14 protein-coding genes are annotated in these 18,364 nt (G+C 73.7%); 9 read left to right on the top strand and 5 right to left on the bottom strand.

The genetic code is table 11. The features are described 5' to 3' along the window. Positions 1–185 precede the first annotated feature (185 nt). Complete coding sequence (locus ACSLTV_RS13195; protein ID WP_432135924.1) at positions 186–1,538, top strand: M14 family zinc carboxypeptidase; 1,353 nt, start codon at positions 186–188, stop codon at positions 1,536–1,538. After that, positions 1,535–1,981 carry an SSI family serine proteinase inhibitor gene (locus ACSLTV_RS13190; RefSeq protein ID WP_435612168.1) on the top strand — a complete coding sequence of 149 codons (447 nt, stop codon included), beginning with the start codon at positions 1,535–1,537 and terminating at the stop codon, positions 1,979–1,981. The genes ACSLTV_RS13195 and ACSLTV_RS13190 overlap by 4 nt, the downstream gene beginning before the upstream one ends. A gap of 274 nt (positions 1,982–2,255) precedes the next feature. Here ACSLTV_RS13190 and ACSLTV_RS13185 read toward each other — a convergent pair whose 3' ends face one another. The 3 genes from ACSLTV_RS13185 to glgX all read right to left on the bottom strand — a co-directional run bounded on the left by ACSLTV_RS13185 (position 2,256) and on the right by glgX (position 8,468). Further along, the gene (locus ACSLTV_RS13185; RefSeq protein ID WP_432135791.1) at positions 2,256–3,521 is read right to left on the bottom strand and encodes a M14 family zinc carboxypeptidase; all 1,266 of its coding nucleotides are present in this window, start codon (positions 3,519–3,521) and stop codon (positions 2,256–2,258) included. A 256-nt stretch (positions 3,522–3,777) separates the two neighbouring features. Continuing rightward, the gene (gene treY, locus ACSLTV_RS13180; protein WP_432135790.1) at positions 3,778–6,210 is read right to left on the bottom strand and encodes a malto-oligosyltrehalose synthase; all 2,433 of its coding nucleotides are present in this window, start codon (positions 6,208–6,210) and stop codon (positions 3,778–3,780) included. 152 nt (positions 6,211–6,362) lie between these two features. Next, positions 6,363–8,468 carry a glycogen debranching protein GlgX gene (gene glgX, locus ACSLTV_RS13175; protein ID WP_432135789.1) on the bottom strand — a complete coding sequence of 702 codons (2,106 nt, stop codon included), beginning with the start codon at positions 8,466–8,468 and terminating at the stop codon, positions 6,363–6,365. 191 nt (positions 8,469–8,659) lie between these two features. On the opposite strand from glgX, the gene ACSLTV_RS13170 reads away from it, so the two are divergent. The 4 genes from ACSLTV_RS13170 to ACSLTV_RS13155 all read left to right on the top strand — a co-directional run bounded on the left by ACSLTV_RS13170 (position 8,660) and on the right by ACSLTV_RS13155 (position 13,031). Then, positions 8,660–9,466, top strand: coding sequence for a Tat pathway signal sequence domain protein (locus tag ACSLTV_RS13170; protein WP_435612167.1), 807 nt, complete (start codon positions 8,660–8,662; stop codon positions 9,464–9,466). A 73-nt stretch (positions 9,467–9,539) separates the two neighbouring features. Next, positions 9,540–10,853 (top strand): copper amine oxidase, encoded by a 1,314-nt coding sequence (locus ACSLTV_RS13165; protein ID WP_432156287.1) that lies wholly within the window; start codon positions 9,540–9,542, stop codon positions 10,851–10,853. 107 nt (positions 10,854–10,960) lie between these two features. Continuing rightward, positions 10,961–12,199, top strand: coding sequence for an SAV2148 family HEPN domain-containing protein (locus ACSLTV_RS13160; protein ID WP_432135786.1), 1,239 nt, complete (start codon positions 10,961–10,963; stop codon positions 12,197–12,199). A 109-nt stretch (positions 12,200–12,308) separates the two neighbouring features. Then, positions 12,309–13,031, top strand: coding sequence for a 3'-5' exonuclease (locus tag ACSLTV_RS13155; protein ID WP_432135785.1), 723 nt, complete (start codon positions 12,309–12,311; stop codon positions 13,029–13,031). A 33-nt stretch (positions 13,032–13,064) separates the two neighbouring features. Here the strand turns inward: ACSLTV_RS13155 and ACSLTV_RS13150 are convergent, their stop codons facing one another. After that, a complete protein-coding gene (locus ACSLTV_RS13150; RefSeq protein ID WP_432156286.1) occupies positions 13,065–13,931 on the bottom strand; it encodes a phosphotransferase enzyme family protein in 867 nt (288 codons plus the stop codon). Positions 13,932–14,244: 313 nt separating this feature from the next. Between ACSLTV_RS13150 and ACSLTV_RS13145 the strand changes: the two genes are divergently transcribed. Beyond that, entirely contained in the window at positions 14,245–14,787 is a 543-nt protein-coding gene (locus ACSLTV_RS13145) for a hypothetical protein (RefSeq protein ID WP_435612166.1), read from the top strand. Between the two features lie 98 nt (positions 14,788–14,885). Here the strand turns inward: ACSLTV_RS13145 and ACSLTV_RS13140 are convergent, their stop codons facing one another. Beyond that, a complete protein-coding gene (locus tag ACSLTV_RS13140; protein ID WP_432156284.1) occupies positions 14,886–17,138 on the bottom strand; it encodes an MMPL family transporter in 2,253 nt (750 codons plus the stop codon). Positions 17,139–17,365: 227 nt separating this feature from the next. On the opposite strand from ACSLTV_RS13140, the gene ACSLTV_RS13135 reads away from it, so the two are divergent. Continuing rightward, the gene (locus tag ACSLTV_RS13135; protein ID WP_432135781.1) at positions 17,366–17,923 is read left to right on the top strand and encodes a DUF1697 domain-containing protein; all 558 of its coding nucleotides are present in this window, start codon (positions 17,366–17,368) and stop codon (positions 17,921–17,923) included. Beyond that, complete coding sequence (locus ACSLTV_RS13130) at positions 17,907–18,293, top strand: DUF4440 domain-containing protein (RefSeq protein WP_432135780.1); 387 nt, start codon at positions 17,907–17,909, stop codon at positions 18,291–18,293. The genes ACSLTV_RS13135 and ACSLTV_RS13130 overlap by 17 nt, the downstream gene beginning before the upstream one ends. Positions 18,294–18,364 lie beyond the last annotated feature (71 nt).

The raw sequence follows: 18,364 nt of genomic DNA, 5'->3' as shown, positions 1-18,364 counted from the left end.
TCGCGCGCCCGCCCCGCCCCGAGCGGCGAGGTGGCCGAAAAACAACTCTGCCGCGTGGCCGACAAACCTGTTCCGCGGTGTTGACGTACCCGCGTTCCATGACCCACTGTGATGACCCGCTGTGCGCGCGCCGCGACACCAGGTGAGCCACAGGCAATACCGGCACCGCACTTGGGAGGTGTGTTCTGCCGCCCCTCCCGCGCTATCCCACCGTCGACGAGCTCACCGCGCGGGCCGTCGCGCTCGCCGCCCGTCACCCCCGCCGCGCCCGGCTGCGCCGTGTCGGCGCGTCCCGCGCGGGCACGCCGTTGTGGCTGCTTTCCGTCGGTCACGGAGACCGCCACGCGCTGGTCGTCGCCGGGCCGCACGCCAACGAGCCGGTCGGCGGGGCCACCGCCCTGCGGCTGGCCGAGCGCGCCCTGGCCGACCCCCGGCTGACCGAGGGCGCCGACGCCACCTGGCACCTGCTGCTCTGCCTCGACCCCGACGGACTGCGCCGCAACGAGGGCTGGCTGTCCGGGCCGTACCGCCTCGACCGCTACTTCCGGCACTTCTTCCGGCCGGGCTTCCTGGAGCAGCCGGAGTGGCTGCCCGACGGCCCGGACGGGGCCACCTTGCCGGAGACCCGGGCACTGCTCGCCGTCCAGGACGAACTGAAACCTTTCTTCCAGTGCTCGCTGCACGGCGTCGACATCGGCGGCGGCTTCGTCGAACTGACCCGCGACCTGCCCGGCCTGGCCCGCCGGGTCGCCCACACCGCCGCCCGGCTCGGCGTGCCGCGCGAACTCGGCCCCTACGACGCCCTGTACTGGCCGCCCCTCGGCCCCGCGGTCCACCTGGTCCCACCGCCGCGCCGGGGCGGCCTGGCCGCCGCGATCACCGAGGCGGCCGTCGACTCCACCTGGTTCCACCCGCGGCGGCACGGCACGGTCACCGCGATCGTCGAGGCGCCCATGTGGGGCGTGGCCGCCGTGCAGGACGGCTCGCCGCCCGACGACCGGGACGCCGTCCTGCGCGCCGTCAGCGCCACCCTGCGCCGGGACACCCGGCTCCTGTCGAGCGTCCTGGACCGGATCCGCCCGCGGCTCACCGGCGTCCCCGGCGCTGACCACCTGCTCGCCCCCGTCGACGACCACATGCTGGTCTGCCCCGGCCTCGCCGACTCCTGGGACCCCGCCACCGCCGATCCCGAGCGCCCACTGCCGCGGCTCACCACGGCCCACCTGACGGCCCTGTGGATCTCCGGCCGCCGCCTGGCCGCCCGTACGGCGGGACTGCTGCACCAGCTCGTCACCGCGAGCGGCGCCGACCCGGCCGCCGTCCTGCCCGAGCTGGACCGGCTGATCGACGCCCGGTGCGCCGACCTCCGGGACGGCTGCCGGGCCCGCTGGATCCCGGTCGCCCGCCAGGCCGAGTACCAGGCGCGGGTCGTGCTCGCCGCGTTCGACCTGGCGCTGCGGAGCACTCCGCCCGGCGACGCGCGTTCGGGTGAGCCGGACTGGGGTGCGCGGCCCGTCGTGCCGATGCACCGGGAATGACGCACACCACCCACCGCGGACCGCGCACCCTCGTGACGACCGTGCTGCGCCGCGCCCTCCCCGCCACCGCCGTCGTCCTGCTGACGGCCGCCCCGGCGCACGCCCGCGCCACCGCCGACGCCGGCCTGCTGGACGACTGGCTCCAGCTCTCCGTCACCAAGGGCACCCCCCGTTCCAGCGACATCCGGGGCACGCTGCTGCTGTGCGACCCGCCCCAGGGCCACTCGCGCGCCACGGAGGCGTGCGCGCAGCTCACCGAGGCGGAGGGCGACCTGAGCGCCCTGCGCCCCGACGAGGACGCCGTCTGCGCCCTCGTCTACGCCCCCGTCACCGTGCGCGCGGAGGGCAGCTGGCACGGCCGGCCGGTGCGCTACGAGGAGACCTTCGCGAACACCTGCCGGATGGCGGCGACGACCGGGGCGGTGTTCGCCCTGGACGGGTGACGTCCACGCGGGCGGCCCCGGGCCGGGACCGTGAGCGGCCGGCCGGGCGGTCTCCACGGCCCTGCCCCGGTCGCGGCCGTACACCGGCCACGGGCGCCGCCGATCCACGTGGCCCGCTCGGCCGTCGGGCGCAGGCCCCCGCGTGCGCGGACGCCGCGACCGTCGCCGGTCGCGGGGCCCGCCGTTCCCGTCGCGGCCGAGCGGCGCCCGCCCGGCGGGTGCCGCGCCGACGAGGCGCCGGCCCCGCCTCGACGACGGCCGACCGCGGGGCGCGTCAGCGTTCGGCCGGGGCGTTGGGCAGCGCACGGGCGTGCAGCGCCGTCGACACGACCGTGCGGGCCTGATGCTCGATCTGGTGCTCCAGGGGGACCCAGCGGGCGTGGAAGCGTTCCGCGAAGGCGTCGCTCCAGGCGCCGACCAGCTCCTCCAGCCGCGGCGCGGCGTCGTCGCCGTGCTCGCGCAGGACGCGCAGCAGCATGGCGGCCGACCGCAGCGGCAGCCGGCGCCCGAAGGCGTCCACGCTGCCGACGTACGCCATCGTCGTGTCCGCCGGCGGCATCCGGATCCAGTCCTCGGCCAGCCCCGGCACCAGCTCCAGGGACCAGCGCGCGGCCCGCAGCAGCGGCCCCTCGGCGTGCTCCAGGCGGGGCAGCGCCTCCGTGAGGACGCGCCGCACCTCCCGGCCGTCCCGCAGCAGCCGGTGCGCCAGACGGCGGATCGCCGCCGCCGGGGCCGGGTGCGGCGCGGGGTCGTCCACCAGGTCGCTCGCCCACATCGGCACCTCGACGACGGCGGTCAGACCGCCGTGGCGGTGCACGTGGTACCAGGTGCTGTGGCGGGCGTCGTCCGGCATGCTCGGGTACGCCGCACCCGACCCCGGGCCGGGCATCACCCGCACCCCGGGACCGCTGGCCGGCCACCCCGCCGCGTCGGAGGCGCCGGTCTCCACCGGAATGCGCAGTTCCGCCGCGGACTTGGCGAACGGCTCCGCGAGACCCGGCACGTCCCTCGTCAACTGCACCCAGCTGCCGCCCAGTTCGGTGCCGTGCAGGCTGACCTGGAGGTAGGGCCGCAGCTGGTCGATGACCCGGGTCAGGGCGCGGGTCTCCGGCGGCAGGCGGTCCGGGGGGAGCAGGGCCGGCGACCACTCCGGCTGCTCGGGGCCGGCCGGCCGGTAGAAGCCGAGGTGGTACTCCAGCAGGCTGCGCGGCGCGGGTGTGACGTGCAGGCTCGCGCCGTCCGGGTCCGCGCACAGCAGGAAGTGCCAGGACACGCCGTCCCGCAACACCCGCTCGCGCAGCACCCGCCCGGCCACCGCGAGCAGGGTGGCCCCGCCGGTCGGCTCGTTGGGGTGGGCCCCGGCGACGACCAGTACGGCGCGCCGGGTGTGTCCCACGGACAGCAGGTGCAGCGGCCGGCCCGCTCGGGACCGGCCCACCTCCCGCAGCGTGCACAGACCGGGTCGCTGCGCTGCCAGCGCCCGGGCGGCGGAGGTCAGCTCGGCCACCGTGGGGTAGCGCGGTTCAGGCACCGCTCTCACCCCCGTCACTCATCCTGCCCGGATTAGCTCTCCGCAGTACCCCACGCGGACCGACCCCTGTCAAGGACACGAGACCCGGCCTCCGGGGCGCCTCGAAGCGCGCGCCGGGAGGCCGCCGGCGGCGGTCGACCGGGGCGGTGCTCCTGCGCCCCCGGCACGACGACGGCACCCTCCCGTGCCCGGGACACGATGACCGAGTTCCCCGGCCGACCCCCGGGGCGCGAGCAGCCCCCGCGCCCCTCGCGCCCCGGCCCGGTCACCCGGCGTCGGCGCGCTCCAGCAGCGCCACGGGCAGGCGCTCGAAGAGCTCCGCCACGCGCGCGTGGCCCGTGAAGACCCGCTCCGGGAACAGCACGTCCGCCCACCGCCCCGGCGGAAGCGGCAGGACGGTGTCCCGCCAGCCGCCGGCCTGGGCGAGGCGCAGGGACAGGCGGGTGACCGCGGTGACCACCGAGCCGGAGCGGGCGAAGGCCAGGCAGTGGTCCGCCGCCGGGCCCTCGGCGGTCAGCGGCGCGTACGTCGCCGCCGTCCCGAAGACCTCCGGCCGCCGCCGGCGCAGCCGCAGCGCGGCGGCCGTCACCGCGGCCTTGGCCTCCCCCGGCTCCGTCCGCGCCTCCACCCCGGAGACGGCGGCTTCGGAAGGGGCCGTACCGAAGGCGCCTTCCCCGGCAACGGCCGCCGCCGGGAAGGCCACCGGACGCCGGTTGTCCGGGTCGACCAGCGCACGGTACTCGCGCTCGGTGCCCTGGTACACGTCCGGCACCCCCGGCATGGTCAGCTGCACCAGCGCGGTGCCGAGGACGTTGGCCCGGATGTGCGCGTCCAGCTCGGCACGCAGCGCGGCCACACGCTCGCCGGGCACTCCGCACGGCCCCGCCGTGACGAACGCGGCCACCGCGTCCTCGTAGGGCGGCTCCTGCTCGGTCCAGCTGGTGTACAGCCCGGCCTCGCGCACATGCTTCAGCAGCGCCTGCCCGACCCGGTCCGGTGCCGCAGGGCCCAGTCCGAACACCGTCTGCCAGGCCGCCCACGCCAGCTGCCCGTCCGGCGCCACGTCGTCCGGCCGCGTCACCTCGGCCAGGAGCTCCGCCCACCGCCCCGGGCACTCGGTGAGCACCGACAGGGCGGCCCGCACGTCGGCGCTGCGCTTGGTGTCGTGGGTGGAGGCCACGGTGCCCGTGTCCGGCCAGTCGCGCTGCACGCGCGCGCAGTACGCGTGGAAGGCGTCCGGGGAGACGGCGGGTGCGCCGGGGTCGCCGCCGACCTCGTTCGCCGACAGCAGCGGCACGTACCGGTAGAACGCCGTGTCCTCCAGGGACTTCGCGCGCAGCGCCGACGCGGTCTGGGCGAACCGCGCGCAGACCTCCCGGCGCTCCGGCCCGTCCCCGCCGCGCCGCCCGGTCACCAGGTCCCGCACGACGTCGACCGCGCCCGCTTCCTCCGGCACCACGAAGGCTTCCCGGGCCTCCTCGGCGGCCTCCTCGGTGACGACGGTGGCCGCGTCGCCCGAGGTGTACGGCCGGTACACCTCCAGCCGGACCAGCAGTTCCTCCAGGGCGGTGCGCAGCGCCCAGGGCGCCCGGTCGCGCAGGGACGGGTCGGGGGACGCGGCGCACACGCGGACCACCGCCCGGGTGAGCCGGTCCAGCTCGGTGGCCAGCTCGTGCCGCAGGACCGCGTACGCCGCCCGCCGGGCCGTCGTCGCCCAGTCGCCGCCCCGGTCGGTCTGCGGGGCCGCGAAGCGCCGGTAGTGGCCCAGCAGGTCCTCGGCGCCCGCCGGGTCTGCGAACAGCCCGTCGACGCGGCGCAGCGCGTCGTAGCCGGTGGTGCCGGCGACCGGCCAGGAGGGCGGCAGGTGCTCGTGGTCGGAGAGGATCTTCTCCACGACCGTCCAGCGGCCCCCGGTCGCCCGGTGCAGCCGGGCCAGGTAGGCGTCGGGGTCGGCGAGGCCGTCGGGGTGGTCGACGCGCAGCCCGTCGAACACGCCCTCCTTCAGCAGCCGCAGGATCGTGCCGTGGGTGGCCTCGAAGACCTCCGGGTCCTCCACCCGGACCCCGATCAGCTCCGAGATGCTGAAGAAGCGCCGGTAGTTCAGTTCCGTGCGGGCCAGCCGCCACCACACCGGCCGGTACCACTGGGCGTCCAGCAGCCGCGGCAGGGGCAGGTCCCCGGTGCCCTCGCGCAGCGGCAGCTCATGGTCGTAGTAGCGCAGCACCTTCCCGTCGACCGTCAGCCGTCCGATCTCGTCGCCGAGCGGACCGCCGAGCAGCGGCAGCAGCACCTGCCCGCCCTGCGCCTCCCAGTCGATGTCGAACCACCGGGCGTAGGGGGACTTGGGGCCCTCCCGCAGCACCTCCCACAGGGCGTGGTTGTGGCGTGGCGCCATCGCCATGTGGTTCGGCACGATGTCCACCACGAGTCCGAGGCCGTGCTCGCGCGTGACCCGCGCCAGCTCCCGCAGGCCGGCCTCGCCCCCGAGTTCCTCGCGCACGCGCGCGGGGTCGACGACGTCATACCCGTGCACGGACCCGGGGACCGCCTCCAGGACGGGGGACAGGTGCAGGTGGGAGACCCCGAGCGAGGCGAGGTACGGCACGGCGGCGGCCGCCGCGGCGAAGGGGAACGCGGGCTGCAGCTGGAGCCGGTAGGTGGCGGTGGGCGGGGCGGGGACGGGCAGCGCAGAGGTCATGTGGACGTACGTACCCGCCCCCGGCGGCCGGGGTGCACCCGAGCGCGCAAAGGCACACGACAAGCGGTGCCGTCGGCCTGCCCGCCCTGGCGGAGAACGCTCCCGGACGGGGAAGCTCCCGGCCGGAAACGCCGACGGGCCCGCCCAGGCCGTCAGGCCGGTCGCCTGAGGACCGCCATGCTGCGGTCGACGAGCGTCAGCCGGTCCCCTGCCTGCACCTTCGGCCCGTCGTCCGCCGTCACCTCCGCGTGCTCGGTGTCGACCACGACCTGCCACTGCCGTCCGTGATCCACCGGCACCACGAACTCCATCGGCTTCGGGGAGGCGTTGAACATGAGCAGGAACGAGTCGTCGGTGACCCGCTCTCCCCGCGCCCCCGGCTCGGAGATCGCGTTGCCGTTGAGGAACACGGTCAGCGCCGACGCCGGTGCGGTGTCCCAGTCCCGCTGGGTCATCTCGCGGCCCGCCGGGGTGAACCAGGCGATGTCCGACAGGTCGTCGTGGGTGCCCTCCACGGCCCGGCCGTGGAAGAACCGCCGCCGCCGGAAGACCGGATGCTCCCTGCGCAGTCCCACCAGCGCGCGCGTGAAGTCCAGCAGTTCGCTGCCGTCCCGGGGCCACTGCACCCACGCCAGCTCGCTGTCCTGGCAATAGGCGTTGTTGTTGCCCTGCTGGGTGCGGGCGAACTCGTCCCCGTGGCTGATCATCGGCACACCCTGGGACAGCATGAGCGTCGCCGTGAAGTTGCGCATCTGGCGGGCCCGCAGCGCCAGCACCTCCGGGTCGTCGGTCTCGCCCTCGGCGCCGCAGTTCCACGACCGGTTGTGGCTCTCGCCGTCGCGGTTGTCCTCGCCGTTGGCCTGGTTGTGCTTCTCGTTGTAGGAGACCAGGTCGTGCAGGGTGAACCCGTCGTGGCAGGTGACGAAGTTGATGGAGGCCAGCGGACGCCGCCCGTCGTCCTGGTAGAGGTCGGAGGAGCCGGTCAGCCGGGAGGCGAACTCCGCCAGGGTGCGCGGTTCGCCCCGCCACAGGTCGCGGACCGTGTCGCGGTACTTGCCGTTCCACTCGGTCCACAACGGCGGGAAGTTGCCCACCTGGTAGCCGCCCTCGCCGACGTCCCACGGTTCGGCGATCAGCTTCACCTGCGAGACGACCGGGTCCTGCTGCACCAGGTCGAAGAACGACGACAGCCGGTCCACCTCGTGGAACTGCCGGGCCAGGGTCGCCGCCAGATCGAAGCGGAACCCGTCGACCCGCATCTCCAGCACCCAGTACCGCAGCGAGTCCATGATCATCTGGAGTACGTGCGGGGACCGCATGAGCAGGGAGTTCCCGGTGCCCGTGGTGTCCATGTAGTAGCGCGGGTCGTCGGTGAGCCGGTAGTAGCGCGGGTTGTCGATGCCCCGGAAGGACAGGGTCGGGCCCAGGTGGTTGCCCTCGGCGGTGTGGTTGTAGACCACGTCGAGGATGACCTCGATGCCCGCCTCGTGCAGCGCCCGCACCGCCGACTTGAACTCCAGCACCTGCTGACCCCGGTCGCCCCAGGAGGCGTAGGCGTTGTGCGGGGCGAAGAAGCCGATGGTGTTGTAACCCCAGTAGTTGTTGAGGCCCATGTCCACCAGACGGTGGTCGTTGACGAACTGGTGTACGGGCATCAGCTCCAGGGCGGTGACCCCGAGCTCCGTCAGGTGTTCGATGATCGCCGGGTGGGCCAGCGCCGCGTACGTGCCGCGCAGCTCCTCCGGCAGCCCGGGGTGGCGCATGGTCAGGCCCTTGACATGGGCCTCGTAGATCACCGTGCGGTGGTACTCGATCCGCGGCGGCCGGTCGTCGCCCCAGTCGAAGTAGGGGTTGACCACGACCGACGTCATCGTGTGCGGCGCCGAGTCCAGGTCGTTGCGCCGTTCGGGTGCGTCGAAGTGGTAGCCGTACACCTCCTCGCCCCACCTGATCGACCCGCTGATCGCCTTCGCGTACGGGTCCAGCAGCAGCTTCGCCGAGTTGCAGCGCAGCCCGCGACCGGGGTCGTACGGGCCGTGCACCCGGTAGCCGTAACGCTGCCCGGGCATGACACCCGGCAGATACGCGTGCCGGACGAACGCGTCGCTCTCGCGCAGTTCCACCGCCGTCTCCGAGCCGTCGTCGTGCAGCAGACACAGCTCTACTCGGTCCGCGGCCTCCGTGAAGACCGCGAAGTTCGTGCCGGCGCCGTCGTACGTGGCGCCGAGGGGATACGCCTCTCCAGGCCAGACCTGCATGGATACGACTCTTCCAGGTGTTGCGCGCCGCGGGGGGCGCCTTCGGCTCCGAGTCTCCCCGAAAGTGAGGGAACCACCCCCGCCCCGCGCCCCTCTTACCGGCCGACCGGGCACGGGCCGTCGTACGGCGCGTGCCGAACCAGTGGGGCAGACGCGTACTCCCGGGGACACAGGGGGAGTAGGGGGACATCGTGCGTACGACGGTACGCCGCCACCTGGGGAAGGTGGTGGCGGGTACGGCCATAGCGGTGGCCGGGACGGCACTGATGGCGGCGATCACCTTGCCGGACAAGGCGGGAGCGGACGGCGACCGGCCCGGCGGGCGGAGCACGACCCGGCAGCAGGGCGGGCAGCAGGGCACCGCGGTACCTCCCGGAGTCGTCGCACCCGCACCGCGGCAGGGGACGGGCGGCACCGGCACCGACCCGCTGACCGCCGACGAGACCCGCAAGGCCGAGCGGATCGCGCTCGACCGGCAGCTGCGGGCCGACGGCGAGGACGTCGGGGGCGAGCGCGGCCCGCAGCCCCTCGGCGTCGACCTGGCCGCGCCGCCGAGCGGCGACGGCGACGCTCCGGGCGCGGCACGCCGCGCCACCGTCACCTTCTACGACTACGGCAGCGACACCCTCATCACCCGGACGGTGGACATCGCCACCGGCAGGGTCGAGTCGACCACCCGGCGCAAGGGCATCCAGCCACCCCTGAGCCCCGAGGAACAGACCGAGGCGGCCCGGCTGCTGATCGCCGACCCGCTCGGCGCCGGCCTCAGGGCCGACTACCGGGACGCGACCGGGCGCGAGCTGACCGGGCCGGACCAGCTGCTGTCGGCCGCCATGGTCTACCGGTCCGTTCCCGGCGCCCAGCCCGCCGCCCTGGACCGGTGCGGCGAGCACCGCTGCGCGCGGCTGCTGCCGAAGGTGCGCAACGGGCCCTGGATCGACGCCCGGTCCCTGGTGGTCGACCTCAGCGCCCGCACGGTCGTCCGGCTCGCGCACTGACCGCCCGCTCGACCCGCTCATCTCCTGTCCGTCCGCTCGTATGCCGAAGAGCCATCCAGGGAGTCATGTCCTCATGCGCGTGAACACCACCGGCCGAGCCCGCTCGACGGCGGCCATCGCCCTGTCCGTGGCCGCGCTGGCCGCCTGTGTGACGACCGGCGCGGACCCGGCCGCCGCCGCACCGCCGCCCGCCGGGACCAAGTGGGACTGTTCCCCGGCCTACCGCATCGAGCAGAAGCTCGCCTCCGGCACCAGCTGGCGGATGTGCTGGAGCTACGAGGCCAGATCGGGGCTGATCCTGCATGACGTCACCTACCAGCCGCCCGGCGAGCCCCGCCCGATCAGGGTCCTCAACACCGCCAGGATCGCGCAGATCCACGTGCCCTACGACGACGGCTCCAACGAGTACAACGACATCACCGACTACAACTTCGGCTCCGGCCTGGTGAACCTGGCCCCCGCCGAGTGCCCCGGCGGCACCATCAGGACGATCAGGGTTCCGCAGGCCTTCGACGCCGACCACCCGGACGTCAAGGGCCTGTGCACGACCACCCGTTCGCGCGGCCACGCCTACCGCATGCAGTCCGACACACCGGACCGGGCGTACCAGGCGCAGGGCACGGACATGCTGGTCTACACCGTCAACAAGGTCGGCTGGTACGAGTACCTGACGGAGTGGCGGTTCTCCGACGACGGCGTGATCCACATGAACGTCGGTGCCACCGGCAGCCTCTCGCCCTACGACTACGACGCCGGCGACGGCCGCGGCTGGCCGATCGGCGACGGCGCCGCGTCGTACGCCACCAGCCACAGCCACAACGTCTTCTGGCGGCTCGACTTCGGCCTCGACGGTTCCTCCCGCACCGCGGTCGAGCAGTACGACTCGGTGGTCAGTCCGCCCGGCTCCGGGCAGCAGGGACCCACCGCCACGACCCGCCGCACCGCCGTCACCAAGGAACTCGCCGGTGACGCCCGGGCCATGCGCTGGTGGCGGGTGGTCAGCACGGCCGGCCGCAACAAGGACGGCCACCCGCGCTCGTACGAGATCGTCCCGGGAGCCGGCGCCGCCTACCCGGGCCGGCCCTTCACCCGGCACGACGTCTACTTCACCGAGTACAACGGGTGCGAGCAGTACGCCAGCCGCAACCCGCTCGACTGCGGTGCCGGGCACGGCGACTCGGTCGACACGTGGGTCGACGGCCAGACCCTCACGCACCCCGTGGCCTGGGTGAACGTCGGCTTCCACCACATCGCGCGCGACGAGGACCAGCAGCCCATGCCCGTCCACTGGCAGGGCTTCGCCATCGCCCCCCGCGACGTCACCGCTATGAATCCGCTCACGCCGCCCGCCCTCGCGGGCCAGAACGGCCAAGCGGAACAGGAGTAGTTGGGCAACGACCCTGTCCATCCGGCTGCACCGCCCGCCGCTCGCGGAGTACCCTTCCTTGATCGTTGGGACGGGGAGAGCTCGGGGGAGCGGAAGGCGGTGCGCGGGTGGGCTCGGGAGGGCTGGAGCTGCCCCCTGGTGACGAGGGTCACGAGGGAGGCTCCGCAGACGTCCCGCCCGGGACGGTGTCCCTGGCCCGGCCGATGGAGACGGGAGCCATCGGACCGGAGCTGGACTGGGACGCGGAGGCCTGGCGCGAGGTGCGCACCCGCGCGCAGCGGGCCGGCCGGGCCTACATATGGCTCAACCTCGTCGAACAACGGCTGCGCGCCGTCGTCGCCGCCGTTCTGCGGCCAGTGTACGAACCCGTCCACGGCGACGACTGGGTGGTCGCCGCCGCCGGACCGGCCGGCCAGGAGTGGGTCCAGCGCGCCGTCGCCGTCCGCGAGGTCAGCCGCCGCAAGGGCTACTTGCTCGACCCGGCCGACGACAACGTCATCTCCTTCCTGACCCTGCCCCAGCTGCGCGAGCTGATGGTGCAGCACTGGCCGTGCTTCCAGCCCTACCTGGACGACCGCCGGGACGTCGAACTGGCCCTCGACGAGCTGGAGGTGACCCGCAACGTGGTCTCCCGCAACCGGGCGCTGTCGGAGGCGGTGCTGAGCCAGGCCGAGCGGGCCTCCGCACGGCTGCTGGAGATGCTGGGCACCGGCGGGAACGCCCCCTCCGCGCGCCGGCTGCCGGTCGACGCCGTCGAGGACCTGGTCGGCGACCGGTACGCCGACGTGGTCGCCGTACACCCCGACCGGGTGCGGCTGCTGCGGCAGTTCCCCGCCGAGGACATCTTCGACGGGGCCCGCCGGATCGACGCCATCGGCATCGGCCTGAACCTGCTCGTGCAGAACTTCTCCGGCCGCCGCCTGGTCCGTCTCGCCGACGACGGCTGCCGGGTGCGGCTGCTGTTCCTCAACCCGGCCTCCAGCGCGGTCAAGCGGCGCGAGCGGGAACTCGGCATCAAGCGGGGCGAGCTGAGCCGGGCGGTCGAGATGAACATCCTGCACATGCGCCGGGTCCGCGCCCGGCTGCGCGACCCCGGTGCCTTCCAGATCCAGGTGTACGACGACACCCCCCGCTTCACCGCCTACCTGGTGGACGGCGACGGCTCCGACGGCGTCGGCGTGGTGCAGTCCTACCTGCGCCGCATGCGGGGCATGGAGGCGCCGGTGCTGGTGCTGCGCAACGGCGACCGGGTGGTCAAGCCGGGCGAGGTCGGCGAAGGGGGTCTCTTCGCGGCGTACCGCGAGGAGTTCGAGCTGGGTTGGGTGGATTCGCGCCCCGTGTCCTGAACTGTCCCACCGGGTCGGGCGCACAAGCGGAAGCCGGTCCTCTGATTGTCAGTGGCGCATGCGAAGGTGGAGACCACTGGGGGAAGCACCACCAAGAAGGGGGGCCACCATGGCCTGGCACCGGGAGCTGCTGATCGGCTTCGACCTGGAGACGACCGGCACCGATCCGCGCGAGGCGCGCATCGTGACGGCGGCCGTCATCGAGGTCCGGGGCGGACAGGTGCTGGGACACCGGGAGTGGCTGGCCGACCCGGGGGTGGAGATCCCGGCGGACGCCGTCGCGGTCCACGGCATCAGCAACGAGCGCGCGACCGCCGAGGGCCGCCCGGCCGACGAGGTCGCCGACACCGTCGCCGACGCCCTCGTGGGCTACTGGAGGACGGGAGTCCCGGTCGTCGCCTACAACGCGGCCTTCGACCTCACCCTGCTCTCCGCCGAACTGCGGCGGTACGCGCTGCCCTCGCTGCGCGAACGTCTGGGCGGCCTCGACCCGGCGCCCGTCGTCGACCCGTACACCATCGACCGCTGGGCCGACCGCTACCGCCGCGGCAAGCGCAACCTCGAAGCGGTCTGCGCGGAATACGGCATCGCCCTGGACTCCGCCCATGACGCCTCCGCCGACGCGCTCGCCGCGGCCCGCCTCGCCCGCGCGATAGCCGCCCGGCACCCCAAGGTCGCGGCGCTCGGCCCCGCGGAGCTGCACCGCTGCCAGATCGAGTGGTACGCGCAGTGGGCTTCCGACTTCCAGGACTTCCTGCGCCGCAAGGGGGACGCCGCGGCCGTGGTGGACGGGGCGTGGCCGGTGCGGGAGTTGGCCGACGAGACGGTGTGAGGGGACCACCCCGTCAGGCGGGCCTCGGCAGGCTCAGAACGCGTACCACCGCACGGTCTCGTCCCCGTCCCGCAGGGACGCCACCCTCCGCCCGAACTCCGCCCGTGCCTTCGGGTTGCCCGGTGCGTGCTGGGCCACCCAGGCGCAGCTCGCCGTCTCGCGGGCGCCGCGCAGGACCGTACAGCCCTCCCACTCCCGCACGTCCCAGCCGTAGGCCGTGGCGAAGGCTTCGTACGCCTCGCCGGGCAGGCCGTAACGGTCGCGGGAGAGGGCCATGACCACCAGGTCGTGCTCGCGCAGGTCGAAGGAGAAGGTCTCCAGGTCGACCAGGACCGGGCCGTCCGGCCCGATGTGCACGTTGCGCGGCAGGGCGTCGCCGTGGACCGGCCCGGGCGGCAGGTGCGGCGTCAGCGTGGCGGCGGCCGCCGCGAAACCGTCCCGGCGCTCGCGCAGATACGCCGCGTCCGCCGGGTCGATCGCCTCGCCGGCGAGCCGCAGCCAGCGCTCGACCCCGGACAGCAGATCGCGCGGCGGCAACGCGAACGAGGGGGCGGGCAGGGCGTGCACCGCGCGCAGCAGCCCGGCCAGGTCCTGCGGCTCGGCGGGCCGCACCGGATCGGGCAGCCGATGCCACACCGTCACCGGGTGACCCGCCACCAGCAGGGGCTCGGAACCGGCCGCGCGGACGGCCGGCACCCCGGCCTCCGCCAGCCAGCCGGCGACGGCCACCTCCCGCCGCGCCCGGTCGAGCAGTTCCGCGTCGTCCCGTCCCACCTTGACGACCAGCTCACCGGCGGCGAAAACCGCGTTCTCCCCGAGGGCGAGCAGGTGTGCGCCCCCGGCGGTCTCCGGAAGCACCCCGGCCCCGGCCAGAACCTCCCGCGCCCGCGCCTCGTCCATCGCCCGTCTCCCTCCCACCGCCGGCGGCCACTCGACGGCAGTCTCGCATCCGGCGCCATCGGGGACGACCCGGCGCCGGTGCGGTCACCTGGGCCCGCTAGCGTTCGCCTGTCTCGTACCGGACAAGCCCAGGGGGGCACGCATGACTCTGCTCAGGAACCGATCGGCGTTAACGGCCGCGGTGGCGCTGGCCGGGGCTCTGCTCGTCCCCGGCTGCTCCTCCGGGAGCGGCCAGGAGCCCGCCGCGTCTCCGACGGTCACGACGCCGTCCGGTGTGCGCAGCGGGAGGCCTGCGCTGACCGCGGAGCGCCTCATGGCTCTGGCGCTGCCCGAGAGCGAGGTCCCGAACTCGCACAGTGCTCCGGTACAGCGGCTGAGCAGCGGCCGGCAGACGTTCCCGCCGGTCTCCGACGCGTCGTGCGAGCGCCTGCTCGACGTGATGACAGGGGAGACCGCGTCCGCCGTCGTGGGGCAGACCTTCAACTGGGTGGACGACATCTGGGGCGGGGACTCCCTCCTCGCCTCCTACCCGGAGGCGACGGCGCGGGAGGAGTTCCGGGCCGCTCGTGACTCGCTGAAGACCTGCAAGTCGTTCACCGGAGTCGCCTGGGCCGGGGAGTACGCGGCCGAGGTCACCGTGGAGAAGGCCCCCGCGCTGGGCGACGAAGCCCTCAGCTTCCACCTGATCTCGCAGCTGCCGGACGGGGGAGGACAGCGCGACGCGCACCACGTCCTCGTCCGGACCGGCACCACCGTCGTGGACTTCCACAAACTGAACGTGGACGCGAGAGCGCAGTTCCCGCTCGCTCTCATCGGCAAGCAGGTGGACCGGCTGAGCGCCGCCCAGAGCGGCTGAGGGCGGAACTCGCCCCCGCCCGCGCCGTACGACGCGAACGAAGGGCCCGCCGGCTCCTGTTCGGAGTCCGGCGGGCCCGGGGGACGTTGACCGGGCGGTCAGACGCCTACGCGCTCGCCCTCGTCGTCCCGCACCGCGTCGCCGTGGGCCACGGCCTCCGGCGCCTCGTCGTGGGTGAGGTCGGGCAGCCGGTGCAGCCACTTCGGCAGGTACCAGTTGCGCTCGCCCAGCAGGGCCATCACCGCCGGCAGCAGCACGCCCCGGATCACCGTCGCGTCGATCAGCACCGCGGCAGCCAGGCCCACGCCCATCTGCTTCATCGACTGCATGGACAGCGTCCCGAAGATCGCGAACACGGCGACCATGATGACGGCGGCGCTGGTGACCACCCCGGCCGTGGTGACCACGCCGTGCGCGATCGCGTCCTTCGTCGTACGGCCCCGCAGCCGCGCCTCGCGGATCCGGGACACCACGAACACGTGGTAGTCCATCGACAGGCCGAACAGGATCACGAAGAGGAACAGCGGCAGCCAGGTGACGATGGCACCCACGCCCTCCGCACCCACCAGCGACGCGCCCCAGCCGTGCTGGAAGACCCCGACGAGGATGCCGTACGCGGCGCCCACCGACAGCAGGTTGAGCACGATCGAGGTGATCGCCACGGTCAGCGAGCGGAAGGACAGCAGCATGAGCACGAAGGCGAAGACCACCACGAAGACGAAGACCGGGACCACGGACCCCACGAGCTGGTCGTTGAAGTCCTGCGAGCCGGCGACCTGACCGGTGATCGGCGCCTGCACGCCGTCGACCTTGCCGAGCGTGGCGGGCCGCACCTCGTCGCGCAGCTTGTCCAGGCTCGCCCCCGCCTTGTCCAGGTCGGAGCCGCCGACCAGCGGGACGTAGACGAAGGCGACGTTCTGCGCGTCGTGCAGCTTGATCTCGACGGGGCCGCGCGAGGCACCCGAACTGATCGCCCGCTCGCGGAAGTCGGCGAGCGCGGACCGCACCTCCGGCGCGTTGATGTCCTCGGCCTTGACGACGACCTCGGCCGGCTCGGTACCGCCCGGGAAGGACTCGTTGACCCGGTTGTACGTCTGCACGATGGGCAGCGAGTCGCCGAACTCCTGGTCCAGCGTCAGCTGCTGCGTCTTCATGCCGACCGCCGGCGCGGCGATCGCCAGCAGCGCGCCCGTCGCGACCAGCACGGACACCACCGGCTTGGCCAGCACGCCCTTCAGCACGGCCGACCAGAACCGGCTGCCGCCGTCGCCCTTGCGCGTCCGACGCCGCAGGAACGGTATGCGGCCCTTCTCCACCCGCTCGCCCAGCAGCGACAGCAGCGCCGGCAGTACGGTCACCGAGCCGACCATGGCGACCGCGACGACGATCAGCGAGGCCAGACCCATCGCCTCGAACTCGGCGAGGCCGGTGAACAGCATGCCCGCCATCGCCACGCACACCGTGACACCGGAGACGATGATCGCCCGGCCACTGGTGGCGGCGGCGACCCGGAGGGCGGTCTGCGCGTCCCGGCCGGCGGCCCGCTCCTCGCGTTCCCGGCGCAGATAGAACAGGCAGTAGTCCACGCCGACGGCCAGACCCACCAGCAGCATCACCGAGTTGGCGGTGTCGCTCATCGGCATCGCATGGCTGACGACGCCCATCAGACCCATCGTCGCCATGATCGCGGTGATGGCCAGCAGGACCGGCAGCAGCGCCGCCACCAGCGCGCCGAAGGCGATCAGCAGAATGCCGAACGCCACCGGCACCGCGGAGTACTCGGCCTTCTGGAAGTCGTCCCCGAACGCGTCGTCGAACGTCTTGCGCATGCTGGCGCCGCCGATCTCCTCGATCCGCAGCGTGTCGGCGTGCTCCTTCTGCACCTGGGCGACCGCGTCGAGGACGGGCTGCACCCGCTCGCCGGCGGTCTCCGGGTCGCCGGTCATGTCGAACTGGACGAGCGCGCTGCGCCCGTCCCCGGAGATGGTCTCGGTGTCGTACGGCGAGGTGACGTCCGTGACCTTCCCGGTGCCCTCGACGGCCTTCATCACCGACTGGACGGCCTGCCGGAACTCCCCGTCGGTGGCCTTCAGCCCGTCCCTGCCCTGGATCAGGACCGTCTCGCTCGCGGGCTCCTCGATCCCGGAATCCTCGATGATCTTCGCGGCGGTGTGCGTCTCGCCCTGGAGCTGGTCGCTGTCCTTGACGTCGACCCGGCCCGCCGCCGAACCGAGCCCCATCGCCAGTACGACGAACAGCACCCAGATCCCGACGGCCGCCCATCGGTGCCGAGCACTCCAGCCGCCGGCCCGGGCGGCGAGGCCCCGCACCCGCGTTGTCTGGTTCCCCATGACGGGCTGCCCCCTCATCTGTCGTGACGACCCCCTGCCGCCACCGTGTGTATCGAAGGTATGCGCGGGATAAAGCCATCTCGTCGTACTGCCCGGTGAACCCGGGGGAACCCGCCTCCTCCCTCCGCACGCCGCCGTATCACCGCTGGGGAGGACAACGGGCCCTTACATCTATCGGGGTGCCGAGGGAAGGTGATCAGGGTTCGGGAGCCGCTTAGGGTGGGCCCATGACGACGACGTACGCGGCGCTGCTGCGCGGCATCAACGTGGGCGGCAGCCGAAAGCTCCCGATGGCCGAACTGCGGACCCTGATGGAGGGCCTCGGGCACGTCGGGGTCCGCACCTACCTGCAGAGCGGTCAGGCCGTCTTCGCGTCGGACCACGGCGACGAGGACTCCCTCGCCGCCGAGCTGGCGCGGGCCGTCGACGAGCGGTTCGGGTTCGCCGTGGACGTGATCGTGCGCGACCACGCCTACCTGAAGGCCGTCGCCGAGGACTGTCCCTTCCCCGCGGCCGAGCTGCAGCCCAGGCAACTGCACGTCACCTACTTCTCCGCTCCCGTGGGCGCCGACCGCTTCGCCTCGGTCGATCCGGCGGCGTACGCCCCCGAGGACTACCGGCTGGGCGACCGGGCCCTCTACCTGTACGCGCCCGACGGGCTCGGCCGGTCCAAGCTCGCCGAGGCCCTGTCCCGGCCCCGCCTCACCAAGGGCCTGATCGCCACCACCCGCAACTGGAACACCGTCGTCAAGCTCCTGGAGATGACCGATGACCTCGACGACTGAGCACGGCCCGGCGGTCGCCGCCGCCATCGAGGGCGAGCTGCGGCTGCTCGACCCGGCCGTGCGCTGCCGGCCCGACCTGGTCGACGAGCTGCTGCACCCCGACTGGCAGGAGTTCGGCGCCTCAGGCCGGCGGTGGGACCGCGCATCGATGCTCGCCGCCCTCGCGGCCGGCGCCTCCCCCGACGACAGCCCGATCGTCGCGACCCGGATGAACGGTGTCGAGCTGGCGCCGGACCTGGTGCACCTCACCTTCGACACCGACCACGACGGCCGCCACGCGCACCGCAGTTCGTTGTGGCGCCGCTCACCCGACGGCCGCTGGCGGATGTACTTCCACCAGGGAACCCTCTTCACCCCCGCCGCCGACTGACCCCGCGTGGCGCGCGGCGGTCTCGGGGCTCGGGTGCACGACCTTCGGCCCGCCCTCCGGGTGACGGGCCA

This window comes from Streptomyces sp. bgisy159, from assembly GCF_965341775.1.
Lineage (GTDB): Bacteria > Actinomycetota > Actinomycetes > Streptomycetales > Streptomycetaceae > Streptomyces.
This window is presented reverse-complemented; position numbering and strand designations above follow the sequence as displayed.

What these genes read in the sequence shown, in the direction of transcription:
- ACSLTV_RS13190 (WP_435612168.1), top strand. Translation starts at nt 1,535, where the DNA reads ATGACGCACACCACCCACCGCGGACCGCGCACCCTCGTGACGACCGTG.
- treY (WP_432135790.1), bottom strand. Translation starts at nt 6,210, where the DNA reads ATGACCTCTGCGCTGCCCGTCCCCGCCCCGCCCACCGCCACCTACCGG.
- glgX (WP_432135789.1), bottom strand. Translation starts at nt 8,468, where the DNA reads ATGCAGGTCTGGCCTGGAGAGGCGTATCCCCTCGGCGCCACGTACGAC.
- ACSLTV_RS13165 (WP_432156287.1), top strand. Translation starts at nt 9,540, where the DNA reads ATGCGCGTGAACACCACCGGCCGAGCCCGCTCGACGGCGGCCATCGCC.
- ACSLTV_RS13155 (WP_432135785.1), top strand. Translation starts at nt 12,309, where the DNA reads ATGGCCTGGCACCGGGAGCTGCTGATCGGCTTCGACCTGGAGACGACC.
- ACSLTV_RS13150 (WP_432156286.1), bottom strand. Translation starts at nt 13,931, where the DNA reads ATGGACGAGGCGCGGGCGCGGGAGGTTCTGGCCGGGGCCGGGGTGCTT.
- ACSLTV_RS13145 (WP_435612166.1), top strand. Translation starts at nt 14,245, where the DNA reads ATGGCTCTGGCGCTGCCCGAGAGCGAGGTCCCGAACTCGCACAGTGCT.
- ACSLTV_RS13140 (WP_432156284.1), bottom strand. Translation starts at nt 17,138, where the DNA reads ATGGGGAACCAGACAACGCGGGTGCGGGGCCTCGCCGCCCGGGCCGGC.
- ACSLTV_RS13135 (WP_432135781.1), top strand. Translation starts at nt 17,366, where the DNA reads ATGACGACGACGTACGCGGCGCTGCTGCGCGGCATCAACGTGGGCGGC.
- ACSLTV_RS13130 (WP_432135780.1), top strand. Translation starts at nt 17,907, where the DNA reads ATGACCTCGACGACTGAGCACGGCCCGGCGGTCGCCGCCGCCATCGAG.